17 protein-coding genes are annotated in these 24,836 nt (G+C 75.5%); 6 read left to right on the top strand and 11 right to left on the bottom strand.

The window, feature by feature from the left end:
- Nucleotides 1–125 precede the first annotated feature (125 nt).
- Nucleotides 126–3,482 (top strand): ATP-binding protein, encoded by a 3,357-nt coding sequence (locus C0216_RS24395; protein WP_114057349.1) that lies wholly within the window; start codon nucleotides 126–128, stop codon nucleotides 3,480–3,482.
- A 62-nt stretch (nucleotides 3,483–3,544) separates the two neighbouring features.
- On the opposite strand, the gene C0216_RS24390 is transcribed toward C0216_RS24395, so the two are convergent.
- The 3 genes from C0216_RS24390 to panB all read right to left on the bottom strand — a co-directional run bounded on the left by C0216_RS24390 (nucleotide 3,545) and on the right by panB (nucleotide 6,540).
- Complete coding sequence (locus tag C0216_RS24390; protein WP_114057348.1) at nucleotides 3,545–4,402, bottom strand: ABC transporter permease; 858 nt, start codon at nucleotides 4,400–4,402, stop codon at nucleotides 3,545–3,547.
- A complete protein-coding gene (locus C0216_RS24385) occupies nucleotides 4,399–5,466 on the bottom strand; it encodes an ATP-binding cassette domain-containing protein (RefSeq protein ID WP_114057347.1) in 1,068 nt (355 codons plus the stop codon). Before C0216_RS24385 ends, C0216_RS24390 begins: the two co-directional genes overlap by 4 nt.
- Before the next feature lie 213 nt (nucleotides 5,467–5,679).
- Nucleotides 5,680–6,540, bottom strand: a complete 861-nt coding sequence (gene panB, locus C0216_RS24380; protein ID WP_114057346.1) for a 3-methyl-2-oxobutanoate hydroxymethyltransferase — start codon at nucleotides 6,538–6,540, stop codon at nucleotides 5,680–5,682.
- 362 nt (nucleotides 6,541–6,902) lie between these two features.
- Between panB and C0216_RS24375 the strand changes: the two genes are divergently transcribed.
- Nucleotides 6,903–7,931: an endonuclease/exonuclease/phosphatase family protein gene (locus C0216_RS24375; RefSeq protein WP_114057345.1), complete on the top strand. Its 1,029-nt coding sequence runs from the start codon at nucleotides 6,903–6,905 to the stop codon at nucleotides 7,929–7,931.
- A 45-nt stretch (nucleotides 7,932–7,976) separates the two neighbouring features.
- On the opposite strand, the gene C0216_RS24370 is transcribed toward C0216_RS24375, so the two are convergent.
- Nucleotides 7,977–9,731, bottom strand: a complete 1,755-nt coding sequence (locus C0216_RS24370) for an NAD+ synthase (protein ID WP_114057344.1) — start codon at nucleotides 9,729–9,731, stop codon at nucleotides 7,977–7,979.
- Nucleotides 9,732–9,804: 73 nt separating this feature from the next.
- On the bottom strand, nucleotides 9,805–11,268 hold the full coding sequence (locus C0216_RS24365; RefSeq protein ID WP_114057343.1) for a DUF4352 domain-containing protein: 1,464 nt from the start codon (nucleotides 11,266–11,268) through the stop codon (nucleotides 9,805–9,807).
- A 644-nt stretch (nucleotides 11,269–11,912) separates the two neighbouring features.
- Between C0216_RS24365 and C0216_RS24360 the strand changes: the two genes are divergently transcribed.
- Both C0216_RS24360 and C0216_RS24355 read left to right on the top strand, forming a co-directional pair.
- Nucleotides 11,913–12,530: a DUF998 domain-containing protein gene (locus C0216_RS24360; RefSeq protein ID WP_246042878.1), complete on the top strand. Its 618-nt coding sequence runs from the start codon at nucleotides 11,913–11,915 to the stop codon at nucleotides 12,528–12,530.
- Entirely contained in the window at nucleotides 12,527–13,423 is an 897-nt protein-coding gene (locus C0216_RS24355; protein WP_246042674.1) for an alpha/beta fold hydrolase, read from the top strand. Before C0216_RS24360 ends, C0216_RS24355 begins: the two co-directional genes overlap by 4 nt.
- Here the strand turns inward: C0216_RS24355 and C0216_RS24350 are convergent.
- The 4 genes from C0216_RS24350 to C0216_RS24335 all read right to left on the bottom strand — a co-directional run bounded on the left by C0216_RS24350 (nucleotide 13,408) and on the right by C0216_RS24335 (nucleotide 15,840).
- Nucleotides 13,408–13,827: a CBS domain-containing protein gene (locus tag C0216_RS24350; RefSeq protein ID WP_114057342.1), complete on the bottom strand. Its 420-nt coding sequence runs from the start codon at nucleotides 13,825–13,827 to the stop codon at nucleotides 13,408–13,410. The genes C0216_RS24355 and C0216_RS24350 overlap by 16 nt on opposite strands.
- A 139-nt stretch (nucleotides 13,828–13,966) precedes the next feature.
- On the bottom strand, nucleotides 13,967–14,680 hold the full coding sequence (locus C0216_RS24345; protein ID WP_342777133.1) for a DUF305 domain-containing protein: 714 nt from the start codon (nucleotides 14,678–14,680) through the stop codon (nucleotides 13,967–13,969).
- A complete protein-coding gene (locus tag C0216_RS24340) occupies nucleotides 14,677–15,342 on the bottom strand; it encodes a DUF3105 domain-containing protein (protein WP_114057341.1) in 666 nt (221 codons plus the stop codon). The genes C0216_RS24345 and C0216_RS24340 overlap by 4 nt, the downstream gene beginning before the upstream one ends.
- Nucleotides 15,343–15,426: 84 nt before the next feature.
- A complete protein-coding gene (locus tag C0216_RS24335; protein WP_162793287.1) occupies nucleotides 15,427–15,840 on the bottom strand; it encodes a hypothetical protein in 414 nt (137 codons plus the stop codon).
- A gap of 173 nt (nucleotides 15,841–16,013) precedes the next feature.
- Between C0216_RS24335 and C0216_RS24330 the strand changes: the two genes are divergently transcribed.
- Entirely contained in the window at nucleotides 16,014–17,375 is a 1,362-nt protein-coding gene (locus C0216_RS24330) for a glutamine synthetase family protein (RefSeq protein WP_114057339.1), read from the top strand.
- A 68-nt stretch (nucleotides 17,376–17,443) separates the two neighbouring features.
- On the opposite strand, the gene C0216_RS24325 is transcribed toward C0216_RS24330, so the two are convergent.
- Nucleotides 17,444–18,169, bottom strand: a complete 726-nt coding sequence (locus C0216_RS24325; RefSeq protein WP_114057338.1) for a DUF4241 domain-containing protein — start codon at nucleotides 18,167–18,169, stop codon at nucleotides 17,444–17,446.
- 89 nt (nucleotides 18,170–18,258) lie between these two features.
- Nucleotides 18,259–20,826, bottom strand: coding sequence for a PIG-L family deacetylase (locus C0216_RS24320; protein WP_246042673.1), 2,568 nt, complete (start codon nucleotides 20,824–20,826; stop codon nucleotides 18,259–18,261).
- 1,015 nt (nucleotides 20,827–21,841) lie between these two features.
- On the opposite strand from C0216_RS24320, the gene C0216_RS24315 reads away from it, so the two are divergent.
- Complete coding sequence (locus C0216_RS24315; protein WP_114057337.1) at nucleotides 21,842–24,829, top strand: bifunctional [glutamine synthetase] adenylyltransferase/[glutamine synthetase]-adenylyl-L-tyrosine phosphorylase; 2,988 nt, start codon at nucleotides 21,842–21,844, stop codon at nucleotides 24,827–24,829.
- Nucleotides 24,830–24,836: the final 7 nt, after the last annotated feature.

The raw sequence follows: 24,836 nt of genomic DNA, 5'->3' as shown, positions 1-24,836 counted from the left end.
CGGAAGGGGGCGGGGGCAGGGCTCCGCACCGGGCCGTGGCCGGGCCGAGCGGGTGCCACTGGGGCGCGTGGGGCGGACGGGGAAAACGGGGCGGGGGCGGGCGCCCCGGTGGGGACAATGGGGCGGTGCGCTACGCGATCCTCGGTTCCGTTCAGGTCGTCCGGGGCGACGGGACGCCCGTCGCCGTCGGCGGGGCGCGGCTGCGCGCCCTGCTGACCGCGCTGGCCCTGCGGGCCGGGCGGGCCGTGCCGGTGCACCTGCTCGTCGCCGACGTGTGGGCCGGCGAGCCCCCCGCCGACGGGCCGGCCGCCCTGCAGGCGCTGGTCGGGCGGCTGCGGCGGGCCCTGGGCCGGTCCGCGGTGCGTTCCGAGGAGGGCGGCTACCTGCTCGCGGCCGCCCGTGAGGACGTCGACGCGTACCGCTTCGAGCGGCTCGTCCGGGCCGCCGCCGCGGCCGTCGGGGCAGATCCGGCGCAGGCCGCGGCCCTGTACGACGAGGCGCTGGCGCTGTGGCGCGGCCCGGCCCTGGCCGACCTGCCCGAGCCGGGCGCGGAGGCCGCGCGCTGGGAGGCCGTACGGGCCGAGGCGCGGCGGGGCCGGCTCGCGGCGGCCCTCGGCCTCGGCGAGGCGGAACGCGCCCTGCCCGAGCTCGCCGAGCTGTGCGGGCGGCACCCGCTGGACGAGCCGCTCCAGGCGCTGCGGATCCGGGCGCTGCGGGACGCGGGGCGGGCGGCGGAGGCGCTCGCCGCCTACGAGGAGGTCCGGCAGGAGCTCGCCGGCCGGCTCGGCACGGACCCCGGGCCGGCCCTGCGCGCCCTGCACGCCGAACTCCTCGCGCCGCCGCCCGGGCCCCCCGGGCCCGCAGCCGTTCCGGAGGCGCGGCCGGGGAACCTGAAGGCGCGGCTGACGACGTTCGTCGGGCGCGAGGAGGACATCCGGGCCATCGGCGCGGACCTCGGACGTGCCCGGCTCGTCACCCTGCTGGGGCCGGGCGGCGCCGGCAAGACCCGCCTGTCGCAGGAGGCCGCCGAGGCCCACGCCGCGGGCGCGGCCGGCCGGCAGCGGTGGCCCGACGGCGTGTGGTTCGCCGAGCTCGCCCCCGTCAACGACCCGGACGACGTCCCCGAGGCCGTCCTCACCGCGCTCGGCGCCCGCGAGACCAAGCTGCGCGGAGCCTCGGCCGAGGAGCTGCGCGCCCTGACCGAGCGGGCGGGAGACGAGCCGCTCGCCCGCCTCACCGAGCACTGCGCCCGGCGCGGCATGCTGCTGGTCCTCGACAACTGCGAGCACGTCGCCGGGGCCGCCGCCGAGCTGGCCGAACGGCTGCTCACGCACTGCCCCGGGGTGCGGATCCTGGCCACCAGCCGCGAACCGCTCGGGGTGCCGGGGGAGTTCCTCCGGCCCGTGGAGCCGCTGCCGGACCATGCCGCGCTGCGGCTCCTCGACGACCGCGGCGCCGCCGCCCGCCCCGGCTTCACCGTCGCCGAGGACCCCGACGCGGCCGCCGAGATCTGCCGCCGCCTGGACGGCCTCCCGCTCGCGATCGAGCTGGCGGCGGCGCGGCTGCGGCTGCTGACGCCCCGGCAGATCGCGGACCGGCTGGACGACCGGTTCCGGCTGCTGACGGGCGGCGCGCGTACCCTCCTGCCGCGGCAGCAGACGCTCCGCGCGGTCGTCGACTGGTCGTGGGAACTCCTCGACGCGGCGGAACGCCGCGTCCTGGCCCGCCTGTCGGTCTTCGCCGGCGGCTGCGACCTGCCCGCCGCCGAAGCGGTCTGCGCCGACCCCGGTCCCGGTCCCGACCCCGATTCCGGCCGCGGTCCCGGTGCGGGCGGGCGCGGCGGCGCCGTCGTCCGGACCGGGGACGTCGCCTCCGTCGTCGGGTCGCTCGTCGACAAGTCGCTCGTCATCGCCGCGCCCGGGCCCGGCGGCATGCGGTACCGGATGCTGGAGACCGTCGCCGAGTACGCCCGGGAGCGCCTCGCCGCCGAGTCCGGGGAGGCCGGGGCCGCCGAGCGGCGGCATCTCGTGCACTACCGGGAGTTCGCCCGGGCCACCGAGCCCCTGCTGCGCGGGGCGGGCCAGCGGGAGGCCGGGGAGCGGCTCGCCGCCGACTACGAGAACATCCGCAGCGCGCTGCGCCGGGCGGTCGCGGCCCGGGACGCCGGGGAGGCGCTGTGCCTCGTGCACTGCCTCGTCTGGTACTGGCAGATGCACGACCTGCGTGCCGAGTGCCGGCACTGGGCGAACGCCGTCGCCGAGCTGGGCCCGGACCCCTTCCGCGCGCCCGTCGCCCCGGCCGGCCCGGTGCCCGACCGGATCGCCGACACGCCGCCGCCGTACCGCGGGGAGGCGCTCACCGAGGCCTGGCGCGGCATCCGGCTCCTCCAGCTCGCCGCACGGGACCAGAACAGCGAGAACTGGAACTCGCCGGAGGTGCGCCCGCTGATCGAGGGCGTCCTCGCCGCCTACCGGCCGGGCCTGCCGCAGACCTGCCGGGCCCCCGGCTCGCTGTGGATCTACGCGGTGATGATCGGCGGGGACGCGGAGATGCTGCGCCGCACCATCGACGCCACCGTCGAGACGGCCCGCGCGTTCGACTACCGCTGGGAGCTCGCCGTCGCCCTGCAGCTCCGGGCGAACGTACTGGCCAACCGGGCCGCATGGGCGGGCGACGCCTCCCGCGACGCAGAGGAGAGCCTTGCGCTGTTCACCGCGCTCGGAGACGACTGGGGCTGCGCGGAGGCGCTGTCGGCCCGCGCCGAGGCCCGCGAGAAGCACGGCCTGTACGCGCTCGCCGCGGACGACTTCCGGGCGGCCATCCGGCACGCGGAGCGGCTCGGCGCGCCCTCGCAGGTGACGGTGCTGCGGGTGCGCATGGCCGGGGTGCTGATGGAGAGCGGGCGGTACGCCGAGGCCGAGGACCTGCTCGCCGACGTGCTGCGCGCCATGCCCCGCAGCTACGGCAACGAGGCCATGCCGGCCGCCCACCTGTTCATGGCGGTGTGCCTGGGGCGCAGGGGCCGCATCGCCGAGGCCCGCGCGCACATCCGCCGGCTGCGCGAGGAGTTCGCCATGGGCGCGTACGCCGTCTTCGACTGCTACCTGCTCGCCACGATGGCCTGGCTGGACAACCAGGACGGCTGCCACAAGCAGGCGCTGGCCGTGCTGCGGCAGGCCCTGGAGTCCGCCCGGGACCCGCTGGCCGACATGGTCGCCCCGCAGCTGCCCGCCGTCTACATGCTGACGGCGGCCCGCGCGCGGGCCGGGCTCGGCGGCCGCGAGGAGGCGCTGCGCGCCGCCCGGCTGCTGGGCGCGTACCGGGCGCTGCTGCCGGACGGGCACGTCCCGGTGGCGACGGAGCGGGAGGACCGGGCCCGCGCGGAGGAGCTGGTCCGGGGGGAGCTGGACGACGCCGCGTACGGGGCCGCGTACGCCGAGGGCGGCGGCCTCACCCTGGAGGAGGCCGCCGCCCTCATCTGACCCGGCCCCCCCCCGCCGGGGGCCCGTCCGGGACGCGATCCGGAGCGGACCGGCCGGCCGGATCAGGTCTTCTGGCGGAACTTGCGCACCGCGAGCGGCATGGTGACGGCCGTGATGGCCAGCGACCAGGCCAGGGTCACCCACACGGCGTGGGCGACGGGGCCGCCGTTGATCAGCGCGCGGGCCGCGTCGGCGAGCTGGGACAGCGGGTTGTAGTCCGTGAAGGACTGCAGCCAGCCCGGCATCGTCGACGGCGGGGCGAAGATCGAGCTGCCGAACTGGAGGGGCATCAGGACCATCATCGCCACGCCCTGCACGGCCTGGGCGTTCTGCAGGGTCAGGCCCAGCAGGATGAAGATCCACATCAGGGAGGCGCCGAAGACGGCGGACAGCCCGATGGCCAGCAGCAGGTCGGTGAACGACGTCTTGATGGAAAGGCCCAGCAGGAAGCCGACCCCGAGCAGGATCGTGATGGCGATCAGCGTCCGCCCCAGCTCGACGACGATCTTCGCGAGGAGGACGGACGACCGGGCGATCGGCATGGACCGGAAGCGGTCCATGACGCCCTTCTTGAAGTCGTCGTTCACCCCGATGCCGACGCCCATGGCGACGTTCAGGCCCATCATGGCCATCAGGCCGGGGACGACGTAGTTGACGTACGCGTCCTGGTTGCCCCTGCCGGAGATCGCGCCGCCGAAGACGAACACGAACAGCAGCGTGAACACGATCGGCATGAACACGACGTCGAACATCGACTGGGGGTCGGCCTTGAGCTGCATGACGTTGCGGCGGGCCAGGGCGGAGATGTGCCGCAGGTTGGCCCGCAGGCCGATGCGGCCCTCCCCGGGCAGCGGGCCCGTCCCGGCCGGTGCGGCGGCCGCGGCGGTGGCGGCGGGCTTGCTCGTGGTGGCGGTGCTCATGCCGCGACCTCCGTGTTCTTGTCGGTCCGGTCGGTCCGGCCCGCGCGGCCGGTCTGCTGCCCCTCGGCCGGCGGCGCGTCCTGCGCGTCGGCGGTCCGGTGGCCGGTGATGGCGAGGAACACCTCGTCCAGGCTCGGCAGGTAGGTGCCGAGGTCGGCGATCGCATGGCCGCGGGCGGCCAGCAGGCCGACCACCGCCGTCAGCTGCTCGTCGCTGAGGATCGGGACGAGCAGGACGCCCTCGTCCGGCACGGCCTGCGCCCCGGCGATGCCGTCCAGGCCGGCCTCGGCGAGGGCGCGCGCCATGCCCGGCAGGTCGGAGGCCGAGGCGGGCCGGATCCGCAGGGTGCGGCCGCCGACACGCGCCTTCAGCTCGTCGATCCTGCCGCCCGCGACGACCTGCCCGCGGTCGATGACGGTCAGCTCGTGCGCGAGGTGCTCGGCCTCCTCCATGTACTGGGTGGTGAGCAGGACGGTGGCGCCCTCGGCTACCATCCGCTGCACCTCGTCCCACACCTCGTTGCGGGTGCGCGGGTCGAGGCCGGTGGTGGGCTCGTCCAGGTACAGCACGGCCGGCCGGCCGATCATGGAGGCGGCCAGGTCGAGGCGGCGGCGCATGCCGCCCGAGTACGTCATGGCGGGCTTGCGCGCGGCCTCCGTGAGGGAGAACCGCTCCAGCAGCTCGTCGGCGCGGGCGCGGGAGTCCTTGCGGGACAGGTCCAGCAGCCGGCCGATCATGTACAGGTTCTCCCAGCCGGAGAGCTTCTCGTCGACCGAGGCGTACTGGCCGGTCAGGCCGATGGTGCGGCGCAGCTGCCGCGGCTGGCGGACGACGTCGTACCCGGCGACGCGGGCGGTGCCGGCGTCCGGGACGAGCAGCGTGGACAGGCAGCGGACCAGGGTGGTCTTGCCCGCGCCGTTGGGGCCGAGGACACCGAGGACGGTGCCCTCGCGGACGTCCAGGTCGACTCCGTCCAGGGCCTTGGTCTCACCGAAGTGCTTGACCAGTCCCCGGACCTCGACGGCGTTCGGGCCGTACTGGGGGTTGTTGTCGGTTCGCGTCATGGCCCCAGGGGACCAGCCGCCACCGACAGACCACCGACAGACCACCGACAGACCGCGGCAGCGGTGCCGACAGCGGCGACGACGGGGGCGGCAGGACGCCGGCGGGCCGGCAGCCCGCCGGCCGCGCGGGGCGGTCGGCGGCCTGCCGGCCCGGTGGTCCGGCGCCGGCCGGCGGGATCAGCGGATCCGCGCCGGACGGCGGGAATCCGCTGATCAGTGGAAGCTGTGCTGCTCCTGCGGGAACGCCCCGCCGACGACGTCCTCGGCGAACGCCTTCGCCGCGCCCGTCATCGTGGCGCGCAGGTCGGCGTACTGCTTGACGAACTTCGGCATCTTCCCGCCGGTCAGGCCCATCATGTCCGTCCAGACCAGCACCTGCGCGTCGCAGTCCGCGCCCGCGCCGATGCCGACCGTCGGGATCTGCAGCGAGCGGGTGACCTCGGCGGCCAGCTCGGCGGGCACCAGCTCCAGCACCACCGCGAACGCGCCCGCGTCCTGCGCGGCCTTGGCGTCGCGGAGCAGCTGGTGCGCGGCCTCGTCGCCGCGGCCCTGCACCCGGTAGCCCATCGCGTTGACGGATTGCGGGGTCAGGCCCAGGTGGGACATGACCGGGATGCCGGACTGCACGATCAGCTCCGTCTGGTGCAGCGAGCGCTCGCCGCCCTCCAGCTTCACCGCGCCGACGCCCGCCTCCTTCACGAGCCGGGTGGCGCTGCGCAGCGCCTGCACCGCGCCCTCCTGGTACGAGCCGAACGGCAGGTCGCCGACGACGAGGGCCCGGCTGGTGCCGCGCACGACGGCTGCGGACAGCAGGGTCATCTCGTCCATCGTGACGGGGACGGTGTTCTCGTAGCCGAGGTGGCAGTTGCCCATGGAGTCGCCGACGAGGATGACCGGGATGCCGGCCTCGTCGAACACGGAGGCGGTCATCGCGTCGTACGCGGTGAGCATCGGCCACTTCTCGCCGCGCTCCTTGGCGAGCGTGAGGTCGCGGACGGTGATCCGGCGGGTGCCGGTGCCCCCGTACAGGGTGGGGGAGGCTGCTTCGCGGGCAGGCGAAACGGCATGCGTCATGGCAACTGCTCCTTGTGTCATCTCGAGGCGCCCTGACGGCGTCCCCGGACTCACCCACCATGGTGGCACCTGGCCGGGCCGCCGCGAAAGTGGGGGAGCGACCGGTGCGTCACACTCCCCGCCGGGGCGAGTCGGCCCCGAGGCCGCCCCGAGGCCCCCGCAAGTGCTCCACTGCGTCCGTTCGGATGAGCGAACGGCACGCGTCCGAGCGAATGTGCGCGTTTCGTGACAACAGGAACCCGCGCCGCACGGCCGTTCGTCCTCCCGGACGTACGGCCGGAACACCGGCACGGAAGGCTCCGTCCATCGCCTAGGGTCATGGTGCGGGAACGGAGCGCGAGCAGGGCAGCGAGGGCAGTGGCATGGCACAGGCGTACATGGCGGAGACCGGGAACGGCGGCTCGGAGCGCGAGCCCTCCGGATCCGGCCTCCGGCGCCGCCTGGCCGAACTGCGCCGCGACAGAGGGATCTGGCGGCGCGGGATCGCCACCGCCGTCCTGGCGGTCGTGCTCGCCCTGGTCATGATCTTCCATGCGCAGCTGCCGAACGACGTCGGCAACCTGGGCAGCCTCACCGAGACGTTCCTGCCCTGGCTGGGGCTGCTCGTCCCCGTCCTCGCTGCGTGCGCCGCATTCCGCCGCTCGGCGACGGCGCTGATCGCCTGCCTGCTGCCGGCGGTGGTGTGGCTGAACCTCTTCGGCGGCCTGGTCTTCGGCAAGTCCGGCTCCGGCGGCGACCTCGTCGTCGCCACCCACAACGTCGACGCGGCCAACCCCGACCCGCGGGCCACGGCCGAGTCGGTGGCCCGCTCCGGGGCCGACGTGCTGGCCCTGACCGAGCTCAAGGGCAGCGCCGTCCCCTCGTACGAGAAGGCCCTGGCGGGCACGTACAAGTACCACGCGGTGGAGGGCACGGTCGGCGTGTGGAGCAGGTACCCGCTGACGGCCAGCGGGCCGGTCGACATCCGGATGGGCTGGACGCGGGCCATGCGCACCACCGTGGAGAGCCCGCGCGGCCGGATCGCCGTCTACGTGGCGCACCTGCCGTCCGTCCGGGTGAAGCTGAACGCCGGCTTCACGGCGAACCAGCGCGACAACAGCGCCGGCGCGCTCGGCGCGGCGCTCGCCGCCGAGCCGCTGGGCAAGGTCGTCCTGCTCGGCGACCTCAACGGCACCATGAACGACCGCTCGCTGCGCGAGGTCACCTCGCAGATGCGCTCCACGCAGGGCGCCGCCGGCGAGGGCTTCGGGTTCAGCTGGCCGGCGGCGTTCCCGATGGCGCGGATCGACCAGATCATGGTCCGCGGGATGAAGCCGGAGGCCTCCTGGACGCTGCCGCGCACCGCGAGCGACCACCTTCCGGTGGCCGCCCGGGTGACGGTCGGCACGTAGCGCGCCGGGCGGGCGGGGGGCCGGGCGGCGGCCCGCCCGCGGGCGTCAGGCCTGCTCGCGCCAGCCGTTGGTGACGGGCAGGCGGCGGTCCTTGCCGAAGCCCTTCGCGGAGATCTTCGTACCGGGCGGGTACTGGCGCCGCTTGTACTCCGCCGCGTCCACCATCCGCAGCGTCCTCGCCACCAGCCCGCGGTCGAAGCCTGCGGCGACGATCGCCTCCAGCCCCTGGTCGCGGTCCACGTACAGGGCGAGGATCGCGTCCAGCACCGGGTAGTCCGGCAGCGAGTCGGTGTCCACCTGGCCGGGCCGCAGCTCGGCGCTCGGCGGTTTGGCGATGGAGTTCTCCGGGATCGGCGGGGTCTCCCCGCGCTCCTCGGCGGCCCGGTTGCGGTACCGGGCGAGGCGGAACACGTCCGACTTGTAGACGTCCTTGATCGGGCCGTACGCGCCGACGGAGTCGCCGTACAGGGTGGAGTAGCCGACGGCCAGCTCCGACTTGTTGCCCGGGGCGAGGACGATGTGGCCCTCCTGGTTGGAGAGCGCCATCAGCAGGGTGCCGCGCAGCCGGGACTGGAGGTTCTCCTCGGCGAGGCCGGTCAGGCCGACGGACCCCATGTAGGCGTCGAACATCGGCTCGATGGAGACGGTCCGGAAGTTGAGGCCGGTGCGCCGGGCCAGCTCGGCGGCGTCCGTCCGGGAGTGCTCCGAGGAGTACTTCGACGGCATGGAGACGCCGTACACGTTCTGCGCGCCGACGGCGTCGCAGGCGATGGCGGCGACGAGTGCGGAGTCGATGCCGCCGGACAGCCCGATCAGGACCGATCGGAAGCCGTTCTTCCGGACGTATGCGCGCAGGCCCACGACCAGCGCGTCGTACACCTCCTCGTCGTCGTCGAGCCGCTCGCCGCCGCCGCCGGCCGCGACCGGCTCGTACGGCTCGACGGGCTCCTCGGAGAGGACGACGCGGTCGATGCGCAGCCCGTCGTCGACGACGCCCTCGGGGGCGTCCGGCCGGGCCGCCGGCAGGTCGAGGTCGACCAGGACGCAGCCCTCGGAGAACTGCGGGGCGCGGGCGAGGACCTCTCCGTCCGCGCCGACCACGATCGAGTCGCCGTCGAAGACGAGGTCGTCCTGGCCGCCGATCATCGCGAGGTAGGCGAGGGTGCAGCCGGCCTCCTGGGCCCGCTTGCGGACCAGTTCGAGGCGGACGTCGTCCTTGTTCCGCTCGTACGGGGAGGCGTTGACCGAGATCAGCAGCCCGGCCCCGGCGGAGCGGGTGGCGGGGACGCGGCCGCCCTCCTGCCAGAGGTCCTCGCAGATCGCGAGGGCGACGTCGACGCCGCGGACCCGGATCACCGGCTGGGTGCCGCCGGGCACGAAGTAGCGGAACTCGTCGAAGACGCCGTAGTTCGGGAGGTGGTGCTTGGCGAAGCGGAGTACCACCTCCCCGCGGTGGAGGACGGCGGCCGCGTTCTCCGGGGAGCCCGCGGGCAGGCCCAGGCGGGGGGTGGCCCGCTCGCTGCGGTCGAGGTAGCCGACGACGACCGGCAGCTCGCCGAGGCCCTCGTCGGCCAGCCGGACGGCCAGTGCGGCCAGGGCGGAGCGGGAGGCCTCCACGAAGGAGCCGCGCAGTGCGAGGTCCTCCACGGGGTAGCCGGTCAGCATCATCTCGGGGAACGCCGCGAGGTGGGCGCCCTGCTCGGCGGAGTGCCGGGACCAGTGCACGACCGAGTCGGCGTTGGCGGCGATGTCGCCCACGTGCGAGTCGATCTGGAGGAGAGCGAGGCGAAGTTGGGGCACGGGGCCAGTGTAATCGTCTTTCTGACGCTATGGGGCGGCGGCCCCGTGCCCGGGCGGTTCGCGGCGGCTGCCGTCAGCCGATCTTCCCGCTGAACTTCACGCTCTGCATGAGCGTGCCGGGGGAGATGTCGGCGCTCAGGCTGGTGGTGCCCTCGGGGACCTCGAAGACGACCACGCCGCTGGCCGACTGGCCCGGCAGGATGTCGCCCCTGATCAGCTTCGGGACATCGCCGTCGAAGACGAGCTTGGCGGTCATGCCCTTGTCGTCGCGGACGTTCGGGACGGCGTAGATGACGTTGTGGTTCTCGGCCGACCCGTTGGTGATGGTCAGCGTCATCTGGACCGCGTTGCCGACGTCGGAGTAGCGGTTCTTCGTCTTGTACGGCTTCGGCTGCGACAGGCTCACCTTGATCCCGTCCGGGTAGGCGAACGTCTCGCCGAACGGCAGCGGGGAGGTCATGCCGGGCACGTCGCTGCGGGACGGCGCCGGGGTCGGCCGTCCGGGGCGCGCCGGCCACGGGTCGTCGGACCCGAACTCCTCCGGGTCGATCTCCAGGCCGTCCGCGTCCGGCTCCGGCCAGGAGTCGATCTCCCGCTCGATGCCGTGGCGGGCGCTGTCGACGAGCCGCTCGGTCAGGAAGTAGCCGCCGACCGAGCAGAGGAGGCCGAGGAGGCCGAGGACCGTGCCGGCGACGGCCATGGCCTTGCGGCCGGCCCCGGCCGAGGCGCGCTTGATGCCGCCGAGGCCCGTGCCGACGGCGATCAGGCCGAGGATGCCGCCGCCCCAGAAGAGGAGCGGGACCGGGCCGAAGAAGATCGCGCAGGCGCCGAGGACGAGGGAGGCCACGGCGAGGCCGTTGCCCTCCTGGACGGGCGCACCCCAGGGCCCGGTGCCGCCGGCACCGTGGTACGCCCACGGGTTGCCGGGCGGGACGGGGGCGCCGGGCGGGCCGGGCGGGAGGTGCGCACCGCCGGGGGTGCCGGGGGCGGCGTAGCCGTGAGCGGCGAAGGACGGGGCGGCGTAGCCCGGGGCAGCGTAGGCCTCCGGCGCCGGGGCCTGGGCCTGGGCCTGGGCCGGGGCCGGGGCCGGGGCCTGGGCCGGGGTCGCGGGCTGGGGCGTCTGGGCCGGGACGGCCGCCGCGGGGGTGGCGGGCGGCTGCGCCGCCGGAGATGGCTCGCCCGGCGCCGCTGCCTCCGGCGCGGGCGCGGGCGCCTCGGCGGGTGCGGGCGCCTCGCCGGGGGCGGGCTCCTTCCGCAGGGACGGCGCGGCAGGGGCCGCCGCCTCGGCTGCGGGCGCCTCGGCCGGGGCCGCCGACTGCGGCTCCGGAGCCGGGGCGGCGTCCTTGCGGAGGGACGGCGCTGCGGGTGCCGTCGGGGCGGCGGGGGCCTCCGGGCCCTCTTCGCCGGGCTCCGGAGCCTTCCGGAGCGACGGCTTCGCGGCGGGTGCAGGCGTGGGCTCCGCCTCCGGCCGGTGAACGGATGTGCCCTCGTGCTCCGGCTCCGAAGGGGTGCCGGGCGGGTTCGGAGGCGTGCTCATGGAGTGGGGGTTGTCCTCGCGTCATGCGGTCTGATGATCCGAAAGACTGCCATGGGGCGGGATGCCCGCCAAACGAGTTCCCCGCGGGGCGGGGCGGTGTGGCCCGCCGCACTCGGACCGCAGGCAACGCATTCGCCCCGCCGCACGTCTTCCAGGCCGTGGAGCCACCCCCAAAGGGACACGGCACCTGCACGGCGGCGACGCGCACGACCAGCGCGGCGGCTGCCGCCGCAGCGGCGCCGACGGGTGGCCGGGGGAGTGCGGCGGGGAGCGGATCCCGGCGCGCCCGTACCCGGGCCGGCATCCGCGCAGATTACGGGGACCGCAGTCTTGAGGATGATGTAGACATGGCGATACGGGCTGAAAAGCGTACGAACCATGACCGGCGCGCGGAGCGCACGACCCACACGTGGCGCGCGGGCCACACACGGCACACGGCACGCACAGGGCACGCGCATCAGGCAGGCCAGGCAGGCCAGGCAGGCCAGACGGGCCGCTCCGGCCCTGCGCGGCCGCTGGAGCCCGCCGCGGCGCCGGCCGCCCCCGCGACGCCCGGGAGCCCCGCGGCCGGGTCGGCCCGGTCGGGCCGCACCTGGCTCGTCGCCCTCCTCGTCGGCCTCGGCGCGGCCGCGTACACGGCCTGGGTGCTGGAGGTGGTGCTCTCCACCGGCCTCAACCCCATCGAGACGTACGTCAGCGAGCTCGCCGCCCAGGACCAGCCGCTCGGCGGCCTCTTCCGCGCCACCGACTTCACCGCGGGCGTCCTCGCCTTCACCGGCGGCCTGCTCGCCCTCCTCCGGCTGCGCAGCCACCCCGAGTCCCGCCGCTTCTGGTCCGTCACGGGCTGGGCCGGTGTCACCCTCTTCGGCGCGGCGACCGCCGCCGACGCCTGGCTGCCGCTGAGCTGCACGCCCACCGCCGACCCGGTGTGCGCCGCCCGCGAGACCGCCGGGCTCGTCCCCGCCACGCACCAGGCCCACGCCGTCAGCAGCAGCCTCGCCATGACCGGCGCCCTCGTCGGCATCATCGCCCTCACCGTCGCCGCCCGCCGCTACGGCATCCTCGCCCCCCTCGCCGCCCACGGCCCCGCCCTCGTCGTCCTGGAGCTGATCGCCACCGTCTGGACGCTGGCCGCCATAGCGATGTTCACCGCCGGCCGCGGCACCTGGGCCCTCGGCGCCGGGCAGCGCCTCCAGGTCCTCCTCGTCGCGCTGTGGCTCGGCCTGCTGGCCTGGTCGGTGCACAAGGAGCGGCGTACGTGACGTCCGAGGCGCACGAGACGTACGGGACGCGCGAGCACCGCTTCGTCCGCGTCGACGGCACCGCACTGCACGTCGTCGTCGACGGCACCGGGCCGCCCGTCGTGCTGAGCGCCGGGCTCGCCATGGCCTGGTTCGACTGGGATCCGGTCGCCGCGCTGCTCGCCGCCGCAGGCCGCACCGCCATCCGCTTCGACCGCCCCGGCCACGGGCTGAGCGGCCCCGCGACCGCCCCGCCCACCGCCGCCGGCGAAGCCCGCCGCATGGCCGGGCTGCTGGACGCCCTCGGCCTGGCCGGCACCCCCGCCACCGTCGCCGGGCACTCCCTCGCCGCCTTCCACGCCGAGGCCTTCGCCCGCCTGTACCCGCGGCGCACCGCCGCCCTGGTCCTCCTCGACGGCAGCGTCGAGGAACACCCCCGCACCCTCCTGCCCTCCGCCCTGCGCACCGGTGCCGCCCGCGCCGCGGGCCGCGCCCTCACCGCCGCCGGGCTGCCAGCCGCGCTCGGCCCCGCCGCCCGCCGGGCCGCCGTACGCCTCTCCCGGACCGGCGGCGCCGACCCCGCGCCCCGGGACCTCGTACGCCGCTGCTACCGCACCGGCCGGGTCTGGCGGGGGGCGCTGCTGGAGAACTCCCGCTACCCGGACATGGCCGCCGAGGTCCTCGCGCTGCGCGCCCGGCACCCGCTGGCCGCCCCGACGACGGTCCTCGCCGGCGACGACGGCTCCGGGAGCCGGGCCGCGGCCCGCTGGCTCGCCCGGCAGCAGGCGCTCGCCGCCGAACTCGGCGCCCGCTTCGAGGCCGCCGAGCCCGCGGGCCACCTGGTCATGCTGGACCGGCCGGAGCAGGTGGCCCGGGCCGTCCTCGGCGCCCCCGCCGGTCAGCGGCGGGCGTAGACCTTCTCGACGAAGCCCGCGAGCTGCTCGTCCGGCAGGTGCTGCGCCAGGTCCGCCTCGCTGATCATGCCGACGAGGCGCTTGTTCTCGATGACCGGCAGGCGCTTGATCTGGTGGGACTCCATCTCGTCCAGGACGGCGGAGACGTCCGCGTCCGCCGCGATCCAGCGGGGCGTGCCCTCGCACAGGTCGCCGCAGGTCACCTGGGCCGGGTCGTGGCCGATCGCCACGCACTTCACGACGATGTCGCGGTCGGTGACGATGCCGCACAGCCGCTCGTCCGCGTCGCTGACGGGCAGCGCGCCCACGTTCAGCCGGCGCATGAGCTCGGCGGCCCGGTCCAGGGTCTCCGTCGCCGGGATCCACTGGGCCCCGGGGTGCATGATGTCTGCCGCGGTGGTCATGGCGTCAACCTCCTGAGCATGCCGTTACGACGGCCGGCGCGGGCGCGCCGCGCGCCCGCCACGGAGCCCCGGCGGGGCCGGCCGGTGGGTCGGAGGGCCGCACGTGGCGCCCTCCCACCCACCGTACGGGCGCGCCCCGTCACCCGCGCGGCGCAGCCCCGCGGGCCCGGAGCATGTCCGCCATCAGCGTCAGCTCGGACTGCTGGGCCTCGACCATGCCCTGCGCCAGCGCCCGCTCGGCCGGCGTCGCGCACTGCACGGCGCAGCCGCGGGCCATCGCCACACCGCCCTTGTGGTGGTCGGTCATCAGCTGGAGGAACAACACCTCCGCGTCCCGCCCCTGCGCGGCGCCCAGCGCGGCGATCTCCTCCTTGGTGGCCATGCCGGGCATCAGCGCGCCCGGCTTGGCCGGGACGCCGTCCACGGCGTGGCCGCCGTGAGCGCCGCTGCCGCCGGCGGAGGCGGGGGCGGATGCGGAGGCGGGGGCGGAGGCGGAGGCGGGGGCCATCCAGGACATCGGCGGCTCGCCCGCCAGCACCTTCGGCAGCCCCCACAGGTCCAGCCAGCCCAGCAGCATGCCGCGCTGGTTCGCCTGCGTGTTGGCGATGTCGTAGGCGAGGCTGCGCACCGCCTCGTCCTGCGTGCGGTCCCGCACCAGGAACGACATCTCCACCGCCTGCTGGTGGTGCACCGCCATGTCCCGGGCGAAGCCCGCGTCCGGCGAGTACAGGGCGGGTGTACGGGCGGCGGCTCCGGCGGTGCGCCCGCCGCTCGCGGCGGCGACCGTGGCCGCCACCGCGAAGAGCAGGGCGAGCAGCACCGCGGAGCCGGCCGCCCGGTACGTACGCCTCACTTGCCGGCCACCCCCATCGTGCAGGCCGCGCCCGGCTCGGGCGTCTGCGGGCCCTGCACGTACTTGGTGAAGAACTGCTTCACGCGCGGGTCGGAGGCGCTGTCGACGGTGACCTGCTTGCCCCATGCGCTCAGCATGATGGCCCCGGACTGGTCGGCGACCGGGCTCATCAGCGAGTACGGGGTCTTCTCCACCGTGCGGGAGAGCTCGGCGACGTCCGCCGCGGACGCCTTGTCGTTGTACGTCACCCACACCGCGCCGTGCTCCAGGGAGTGCACGGCGTTCTCACGCGGCACGGGCTCCTTGTAGACGTCGCCGTTGCAGTTCATCCAGCGCGGGTGGTGGTCCCCGCCGACCGGCGGGTTCATCGGGTACGAGACGGGCGTCTCGACGTGGTTGCGGCCCAGCGACTTCGCGTCCCAGGACTGCTCGGCTGCCACGGGGGTGGTGCGGGCGGTCTCGGCCTCGCGGGCCGCCGCCTTCTCCTCGGCCTTCTGCTGCAGCAGCACCCAGGCGCCGAAGCCGACGAGGCCCGCGACGAGCGCCGTCGACACCGAGATCGCGAGGATCTTGTTGCGGCGCTCGCGGGCGCGTTCGGCGCGGCGCATCTCGGCTATGCGCGCCTGGCGGGAGGGGTTGGGGGTCGGGTTGGTGCCGGCCATGTGACCTGATTCCTTCGTGAGCGGGGTGGGGGTGGGTCCGGCGGGGGCGCGGGGCGTCCGTCGGCCGCGGCGCGCCGGGGTCCGTCAGGTCCGCAGCACTTGGAGAGCGTGGAGGTCGGGTGCCCGGGCCGGGGCGTCGTACGGGCGGGCCCCGCGCCCTGCGGCGGCGTGCCAGGCCGGATCCGCGGCCCCCGGGGTGACGGGGAGCGCGGGCGGCGGGGCGGGCAGGACACCGGGGGTGACCTGCGAGAACGGGGAGCAGCCGGGCCTGTGCCCCGGATCCGCGCACACGGCGTGCGGGGGTCCGGGGAGCGCGGCGCCGGCGGCGGCAGGGGTCGCCGGGGCGGCGGCGGAGACCGGCGCGGCGTGCGGCGGCTCGCCGGGGCGCACGCACAGCAGCAACGCCCCGAGCAGCACCGACAGGGCCACCGCGAACACGGCACGCCGGGGCGGGCGGCCCGCGCCGCGCCCCCTCCGTATGTCCTCCCGGCCCCCCATGGCGGCAGATGGTAGTGGCCAGGACACCCCGGCGGTCAGTGCAGGGGTGCCACGAGGTTTCGATGGTGCGTAATGTGGCGGAAACCGCGGCTGGCGATACTGGGTCCGCCCGCCCCCGCGCCCACCCCTGACGGCGGTGGTGCACAGGCCGTCTGAACTGCGAGGATGAAGGCATGGACAAGCAGCAGGAATTCGTCCTCCGGACGCTCGAGGAGCGCGACATCCGCTTCGTGCGCCTGTGGTTCACCGACGTGCTGGGCTTCCTCAAGTCCGTCGCGGTGGCGCCGGCCGAGCTGGAGCAGGCCTTCGACGAGGGCATCGGCTTCGACGGCTCGGCCATCGAGGGCTTCGCGCGGGTCTACGAATCCGACATGATCGCCAAGCCGGACCCGGGCACCTTCCAGATACTGCCCTGGCGCGCGGAGGCCCCCGGGACGGCCCGGATGTTCTGCGACATCCTCATGCCGGACGGGTCGCCGTCCTTCGCGGACCCCCGCTTCGTCCTCAAGCGGATCCTCGCCAAGACCTCCGACCTGGGCTTCACCTTCTACACCCACCCGGAGATCGAGTTCTTCCTGCTGAAGGACAAGCCGCTGGACGGCTCCCGTCCCGTGCCCGCGGACAACTCCGGCTACTTCGACCACACCCCGCAGAACGTCGGCATGGACTTCCGCCGGCAGGCGATCACCATGCTCGAATCGATGGGCATCTCCGTCGAGTTCAGCCACCACGAGGGCGCCCCCGGCCAGCAGGAGATCGACCTGCGCTATGCCGACGCGCTGTCCACCGCCGACAACATCATGACGTTCCGCCTGGTCATGAAGCAGGTCGCGCTGGAGCAGGGCGTGCAGGCCACCTTCATGCCGAAGCCGTTCTCCGAGTACCCCGGCTCCGGCATGCACACCCACCTGTCGCTCTTCGAGGGCGACCGCAACGCCTTCTACGAGTCCGGCGCCGAGTACCAGCTCTCGAAGGTCGGCCGCTCCTTCATCGCGGGCCTGCTCCGGCACGCGGCGGAGACCTCGGCGGTCACGAACCAGTGGGTGAACTCGTACAAGCGCATCTGGGGCGGCTCCACCCGCACGGCCGGGTCCGGCGGCGAGGCCCCCTCGTACATCTGCTGGGGGCACAACAACCGCTCGGCGCTGATCCGCGTCCCGATGTACAAGCCGGGCAAGATGGGCTCCTCGCGCATCGAGGTCCGCTCCATCGACTCGGGCGCCAACCCGTACCTGACGTACGCGGTCCTGCTGGCGGCGGGCCTGAAGGGCATCGAGGAGGGCTACGAACTCCCGGCCGGCGCCGACGACGACGTCTGGGCCCTGTCGGACTCGGAGCGCCGCGCGATGGGCATCGAGCCGCTCCCGCAGAACCTGGGCGAGGCGATCTCCCTGATGGAACGCAGCGAACTGGTCGCCGAAACCCTGGGCGAGCACGTCTTCGACTTCTTCCTGCGCAACAAGAAGCAGGAGTGGGAGGAGTACCGCAGCGAGGTCACGGCCTTCGAGCTCCGCAAGAACCTGCCGGTGCTGTAGCCCGAACGCGGCGGGCGCCCCGCCCGGCACCGAGGGCCGACGTCTGCGCAGCGTCGGCCCTCGGCCGTTCAGGCCCCGGAGTCGATCACGCCGCTGGCGACCACGATGGAGGCCACGTCGCCGGTCCTGGTGCGGCCCAGCCAGACGACGCCGCGGATTTCGACCCCGAACGTGACCAGGTCGGCCTGCTGCGACTCGTCGCGCACCCGGTTGCACCAGCCGGGGAGTTCTTCGGTGTCGTGCAAGCCCCAGTGGCCGTTCACGAACGTGCGGAACGGCTTGCACAGAGTCGTCCACGCACCCGCGTCTGCGAAGCAGCCGACATTGGCATCGGCACAGAAGCCGATCATGTCCCCCGGCTTCAGCTCATCGACGTCCTCGCCGACGCCGAGGGCCATTTCCCACCCGGCCACGGGCTCGTCGCTGATGCACAGGCGGGTCGCGGCGACGTCGACGCCGTCGCACTGCTCGCCCATGAACTCGTACGGGCCCGCAGTCCAGGCGATCTCCATGCGGTAGCTGCCCGGAGGAATGCGCACCGCCAGCTCGCGCGGGGGTCGCGTCGGCTGCCCCTGTTCGTACGCCCACATGTCGTCGTCGTCCCAGGGCGCATCGACGACCAGCCGGCCGCTGGGAACCCGCAGGGAGGCCACTTCCTCGATCCGTGTCACGACGACGGGCGTCGTCGGATCGTCGTACACCGTCCCCATCTGCGTACCGGGTGCGAACACCGCCTCCAGGAACCAGGCGGCCTCGGGCCCCGCCGCCAGCCGCGGGTCTGCAACCCATTCCATGCCCCACCCCTTCTCGCCGCCCGCCTGGGCGGCCAACCGAAAAGTACGCGGGCCCGCTGACAACGGCACCCGCCGCCGGGGCGCGGGAGCTACGGCTGCGCCTGTCCCGTGTTGCTCGGGCCTATCGGCTGCCAGGGGGTCAGGTACGCCTTCGGGGTGTCCGGGGAGGACGTCGCGTACAGGCGGGCGTCCAGGCCCATCACCGCCAGGTTGACCGTGGTGCCGTTGCCCGTGACCGCCGCCGAGGGGTCGCCCACGAAGAGCAGGGGGGAGCGTTCCCAGGGGCGGCCCTCGCCGAGTTCCGCGCCGAGGTGGCCGCCGGCCGAGCGGGCCGCCAGGACGTGGCCGCCTGCGGCGACCGCGCCGAAGCCCTGGAGGCCGCCCAGGTCGGTGAGGCCCCGTACCGCCGGTGTGCCGTCGGGGGTGGTCGTCGCCAGGGCGGTCCGGACGTCGCCCGAGCCCGGCTTGCGCAGCCACAGGCGGACTCCGCCCTCGCGGGCGTCCGCCGTCAGCGGGAGGGCCGTCTGGGGGAGGCCCGTCGGGGTTGCCGGGCCCAGGGGTGCGCCAGGGGCCGGCTGGGCCCAGGCCGTCACCGAGGCCGCGGTCGCCGCGAAGACCATGCGCCGGCCCGCCGCATCGGCGGCCGCCACCGGGGTGCCGAGCAGGCCGGCGCCGCCGTGGGCCTCCCAGGGGCCCCAGGTGCCGTCCGCCCGCTGCTCCCGCCCGCGCAGGGTGTGGCCGCCGTCGCGTACGTACGCCGCCAGGCGGCCCGTGCCGTCCGCGGACACCGCGGGCGCGCTGATGTCGGAGGTGCGGTCCGCATCGGACGCCTCCGGGGTGCCCAGCGACTGCCATGCGCCGAACTCCCGTGCACCGGGGGCGCGCTGTACGGCGTACACGACCTCGCGCCGGTAGTCCGACGGCTGCTCGCCGAGCGTCGTGCGCGTCGCGAAGGCCGCGATCCGCCCGTCCGGGAGGGTGACCGTGGACACGCCCGGGTCCATGCCGGTGCCCGGCAGCAGGTGCGGCCCGCTCCACGGGCCGATCGGGCCGGCCCGGTGCCAGAGCGCGACCTGCCCGTCGAGCACCTGGAACGCCCACAGGCCGTGCTGCCGGTCGGAGGCCAGCCAGGAGGTGCCGGAGCCGCGGGCGTGGTTGATGGTGGAGGTCCAGTTGTTGCCGGCGGGGTGGTCCGCGACCTTGAGGTCGCCGCAGCCGGCGCTGCTGCCGCAGTGGTTCTCGCGGTCGACCCAGGCATAGACGTCCATGATGTCCAGCTTGTCCGCGGATGTCTGCGGGTCGAGGGTGCCGGGCAGGGAGCCGTTGGAGTAGCCGAGGTAGTTCTGCACGGCGAAGTGCGGCCGGCCCTTGACCTCGGCCGCGTACGCGGCGAGGGCCGCCTGGGCGAAGCGGGCGCCGTAGAAGTGGTCCTGGTGGTCGGTGAACCGCCCGGTGGCGGGGGTCCGGCCGGGGGTGGGGTCCTGGATGCGGACGGTCGTCGGCCGGTAGCGGTCGAGGATGCCGGCGAGGGTGCGGACGAGGTCGTCGCGCGAGTAGGCGTACGGCTCGGTGACGGGGCTGCCGGAGGCGAGCACGGACTCCAGGCGGGGGGCCTTGCCGTCCCAGAGGCCGCGCAGGCTGTCGGGGGCCTCGGCGTGGACGGTGCCGGCCTCGCGGAGCTGCAGCCAGACGAGGTGGACCTCGGGCCGGGCGACGAGGACGTCGACCTCGGCGCGGCCGCCGCCGCGGGTGGGGACGGACGTGCGCCTCCAGGCGCTGGTGCGGTCGCCGGTGGCCATCTTGGCGTAGGCGGCCCGGATGCCGTTCTGGCGGGCCTCGGCGTACGCGCGCTTGTCGGGGCGGGCGGAAGCGCGCCCGGCGGCACCGGCGTTGACGCCGTCGGCCTCGCCGGAGGTGAGGTAGACGGACGTGATGCTGTGGCCGGTGCCGGCGGACAGGGAGTGCCGCAGCTCCGGGTTCATGAAGTACAGGTCGTCGTCGGGGTGGGCGACGATCTGGACGACGCGTCCGGGGTCGGGGGCGGCGGCGGGTACGGCCGGGGCCTTGGCTGCCGAGGGGGCTGCGGGGGCGGTGGCGAGGCCGGTGAGGGCTTCGTTCCCGCGGAGCAGGAGCATCGTGCCGGCGGTGACGGCCGCGCAGAACCCGATGGCCTTGACGGCGCGGCGCGCGACGCGGCGCGTGGTGGCGGCCTGGGCGTGGGCGTGGGCTTCGGCCTGCTCGTGGGCGTGGGCGTGGGCGTGGGCGTCTGGGGTCGCCGCGGTCGAGGCGCCGGGTGCGGTGGTGGCCGCCGCCGCCGGGGTGGCGGGCCGCCGCGGGCCGTGGACGGCGCGGCCGTCCCGCTGTACGGGGATGCCGGGCCGGCCGCCCGCCTCTGCGGGGGCGGCGCCTTCGCCGTCTGCTGTCGCGTCGCCGGTGTGGGCGGCGGCGCCGCTCCCGAACGCGTCGTCGGGGGCGCCGTAGCCGTGCTCGGGTGACGGAACCCACTGGCTCGGTATGTCTGTTGTGCTGGATATGTCCTGCTGGTGGCCGGGTCCGCTCGGGGCGGTAGCGAGGGATTGGGCGTCGGGCCGGCCGACCGTGGGCGCGAACCTGCCCGGCAGCCCGGCGGCCTCCCGGCCCGGCGCCTGCCCGGGCACCCGTGCCGGCGCCTGACCGGGCAGCAGCCGGTCCCGGGCCCCGCCCGCATCCGGGTGCGGGCGGGCACCCTCGGGGCCCGGGGCGCCGTACGGATCGGCGTGCGGGCACGGGGCCGTCGGGGGCTGCGCCTCCGGCCCGCGCTGCGGCGCGGCCTGCGGGGGCAGGCCGCGGCCGCCCTCGGGGCGCGGGCCCGGGATCGGGTGCGGGCGCGGGTGGCCCGGGGCCGGGGCGGCGTGCGGGTGCGGGGATGTTGGGGGCTGGGGCTGGGGCTGGGGCTGGGGTTGCGGGTGTGATTCTGCTCGCAGGGGCTGGGGCCGGCTGCCCGCGGGGCGCGGGCCCGCGTGCGCGTACGGGCCGGGGTGCACGGATGCGGGCTGCCCCGGCTGCGATCCGGCGTGCGGGGGCAGGGTTCGGCTGCCGTCCGGGCTCGGGTCCGGGTGCGGGCGCGGGCTCTGGCGCGGTACCGGGGCCGGGACCGGCTGACCGGGGGGTGGCGTGTGCCGTCCGGCCGCCTCCACCGTGCCGGACCCGGCCGCATCCGCCGCGTCTGCCCCGGGCGCTGTGGCATCGGTCACCCGGGTGCCGGTCCGGGTCCCGACCTCGGCCGCCTCCTCCGCCGCCCAGGCCCCCGCTCCGGCGGACGCCGCGCCGCCCGCAGGGCGGCGGCCCGGGCCGGGGTGGTGGTCGGGCATGGGGGTCCTCTTGGGCGGGTCCGTTCGGCGCGCGGAAGCCCCGCGGGGCGGGGGCGGGCGTCAGCGGATCGGCGGGCGGGCGTCGGTGCGCGCAGGCGGGCACGGCGCCGGGGCGGGTGGCCCGGCGGCGGTTCCTGCGCAGGGGATTCGGCGGGGTTTCCGACGGTCTGGCCTGCGGCATTCCTCGGATAACCCGACAATTCCGCCTCATGATACGCGCCGGGTGGGCCCGTGAGTCGAACGCCTGCTCCGGCTAGGCTCCCCTCCAAGGCATACGAGGTCAGTCGGCACAGCGGCGTGAACGTGCGCGGGAGGCAGCGGGATGACGGTCCCCGGACGCAGGAGCAGTACCTTCATGAGGCTGCTCCGCAGCGGCTTCACCGACCCGTCGGCCGCGGCCGCGCTGCTCGACTCCGACGCGCTGGCCGCCGTACGCAACGACCCGGTGCTCCTCGACGCACTCGGCGCGACCGCCGACCCCGACCTGGCCCTGCGCGGCCTGGTCCGCCTCGCCGAGGCCGAGGGCGAGTCCGGCCGCCGCGTCCTCCTCGACACCCTCCTGCGCTCCAAGCCGCTGCGCGACCGCCTCCTCGGCGTCCTCGGCGCGTCCGAGGCCCTCGCCGACCACCTGGCCCGCCACTCCGCCGACTGGCACGCCCTCGAAACGTACGAGCCCGCCGACCTGCACCCCGGCCTCGCCGACTTCGAGCAGTGCCTCGCCGACGCCCACGACCCCGTACGGCTGCGCGTCGCCTACCGCCGCTGCCTGCTGTCGATCGCCGCCCGCGACGTCTGCGGCACCATCGACGTCGCCGAGACCGCCGCCGAGCTCGCCGACCTCGCCACCGCCACCCTCCGCGCCGCCCTGCGCATCGCGACCGCCGCCGCCCCGGAGGACGCCGCGCAGTGCCGCCTCGCCGTCATCGCGATGGGCAAGTGCGGCGGCAACGAGCTGAACTACGTCTCCGACGTCGACGTCATCTTCGTCGGCGACGCCGCGAACGGCGCCGACGAGTCCGCCGCCCTCCGCGCCGCGACCCGCCTCGCCTCCCACCTGATGCGGATCTGCTCCGAGACCACCGTCGAGGGCACCATCTGGCCCGTCGACGCCAACCTGCGCCCCGAGGGCCGCAACGGCCCCCTCGTCCGCACCCTCTCCTCCCACCTCGCCTACTACCAGCGCTGGGCCAAGACATGGGAGTTCCAGGCGCTCCTCAAGGCCCGCGCCGTCGCCGGCGACCCCGACCTCGGCGCCCAGTACGTCGAGGCCATAACGCCGCTCGTGTGGCAGGCCGCCGAGCGGGAGAACTTCGTCGCCGACGTGCAGCACATGCGCCGCCGCGTCGTCGACAACATCCCCGCCGCCCACGTCGACCGCGAGCTGAAGCTCGGCCCCGGCGGGCTCCGCGACGTCGAGTTCGCGGTGCAGCTGCTCCAGCTCGTCCACGGCCGCAGCGACGCCACCCTGCACTCCCGCACCACCCTCGACGCCCTGCACGCCCTCGCCGCCGGCGGCTACGTCGGGCGTACGGACGCCGCCCAGCTCGGCGACGCCTACCGCTTCCTGCGCGCCATGGAGCACCGCATCCAGCTGTACCGGCTGCGCCGCACCCACCTCGTCCCCGAGGGCGAGGCCGACCTGCGCCGCCTCGGACGCTCCCTCGGGCTGCGCACCGAGCCCGTCGCCGAGCTCAACCGGGCCTGGCGCCGCCACGCCTCCGTGGTCCGCCGCCTGCACGAGAAGCTGTTCTACCGGCCGCTCCTCGACGCCGTCGCCCAGCTCGCCCCGGGCGAGACCAGGCTCTCCCCGCGCGCCGCCGGCCAGCGCCTGGAGGCCCTCGGGTACGCGGACCCGGCCGCCGCCCTGCGCCACCTGGAGGCCCTCGCCTCCGGCGTCACCCGCAAGGCCGCCATCCAGCGGACCCTCCTGCCGGTCATGCTGGGCTGGTTCGCCGACTCCGCCGACCCCGACGCGGGCCTGCTGAACTTCCGGAAGGTCTCCGACGCCCTCGGCAAGACCCCCTGGTACCTGCGCCTCCTGCGCGACGAGGGCGCCGCCGCCGAGAACCTGGCCCGCGTCCTGTCCGCCGGCCGCCTCGCCCCCGACCTGCTGCTGCGGGCCCCCGAGGCCGTCGCCCTCCTCGGCGACCCCGAGGGCCTCCAGCCGCGCGCCGCCGACGCCCTGGAGCAGGAGGTCCTCGCCGCGGTCGGCCGCGCCGACAGCGCCGAAGCCGCCGTCACCTCCGCCCGCGGGGTGCGGCGGCGGGAGCTGTTCCGCACCGCCGCCGCCGACATCATCGGCTCGTACGGTACGGAGGACAGCCCCGCCGAGACCGACCTCGGCGCCCTCGTCGACCGCGTCGGCCGGGCCGTCACCGACCTCACCGCCGCCACCATCGGCGGGGCCCTGCGCGCCGCCGTCCGCGACCAGTGGGGCGACACCCTCCCGACCCGGTTCGCCGTCATCGGCGTCGGCCGCTTCGGCGGGCACGAGCTCGGCTACGGCTCCGACGCCGACGTCCTGTTCGTCCACGAGCCCCGCGAAGGCGTCGACGAGCAGGACGCCGCGAAGGCCGCGCAGGCCGTCGTCGCCGAGATGCGCAGGCTCCTGCAACTCCCCACCGCCGACCCGCCGCTCCTCATCGACGCCGACCTGCGCCCCGAGGGCCGCTCCGGGCCGCTGGTCCGCACCCTCGCCTCGTACGCCGCCTACTACCGCCGCTGGTCCCTCACCTGGGAGAGCCAGGCCCTGCTCCGGGCCGTGCCGGTCGCCGGCGACCCTGACCTCGGCCGCCGCTTCATCGACCTGATCGACCCGCTGCGCTACCCCGCCGAGGGCCTCGGCGACGACGCGGTCCGCGAGATCCGCCGCCTGAAGGCCCGCATGGAGTCCGAACGCCTGCCGCGCGGCGCCGACCCCACCCTCCACACGAAGCTGGGCCGCGGCGGCCTCAGCGACGTCGAGTGGACCGTGCAGCTGCTCCAGATGCGGCACGCCTGGGCCGAACCGGGCCTGCGCACCACCCGCACCCGCGAGGCACTGGCCGCGGCCCACGCGGCCGGCCTCATCGGGACGGAGGAGGCGCAAATTCTGGACGAGGCGTGGGTCCTGGCCTCCCGCGTCCGCAACGCGGTCATGCTGGTCCGCGGCCGCGCCGGCGACACGTTCCCGACGCAGACCCGCGAACTGGCCGCCGTAGGCCGCTACCTCGGCTACGCGGAGGGCACGGTCGGCGAAATGCTGGACGACTACCGCCGCACCACCCGCCGCGCCCGCGCCGTCGTCGACGACCTGTTCTACGGCGGGTAGCGCCCTG

Source organism: Streptomyces globosus (genome assembly GCF_003325375.1).
Classification (GTDB): domain Bacteria; phylum Actinomycetota; class Actinomycetes; order Streptomycetales; family Streptomycetaceae; genus Streptomyces; species Streptomyces globosus_A.
Note: the sequence above shows the minus strand (reverse complement) of the source record. Positions and strands in the feature narration are given on the sequence as shown.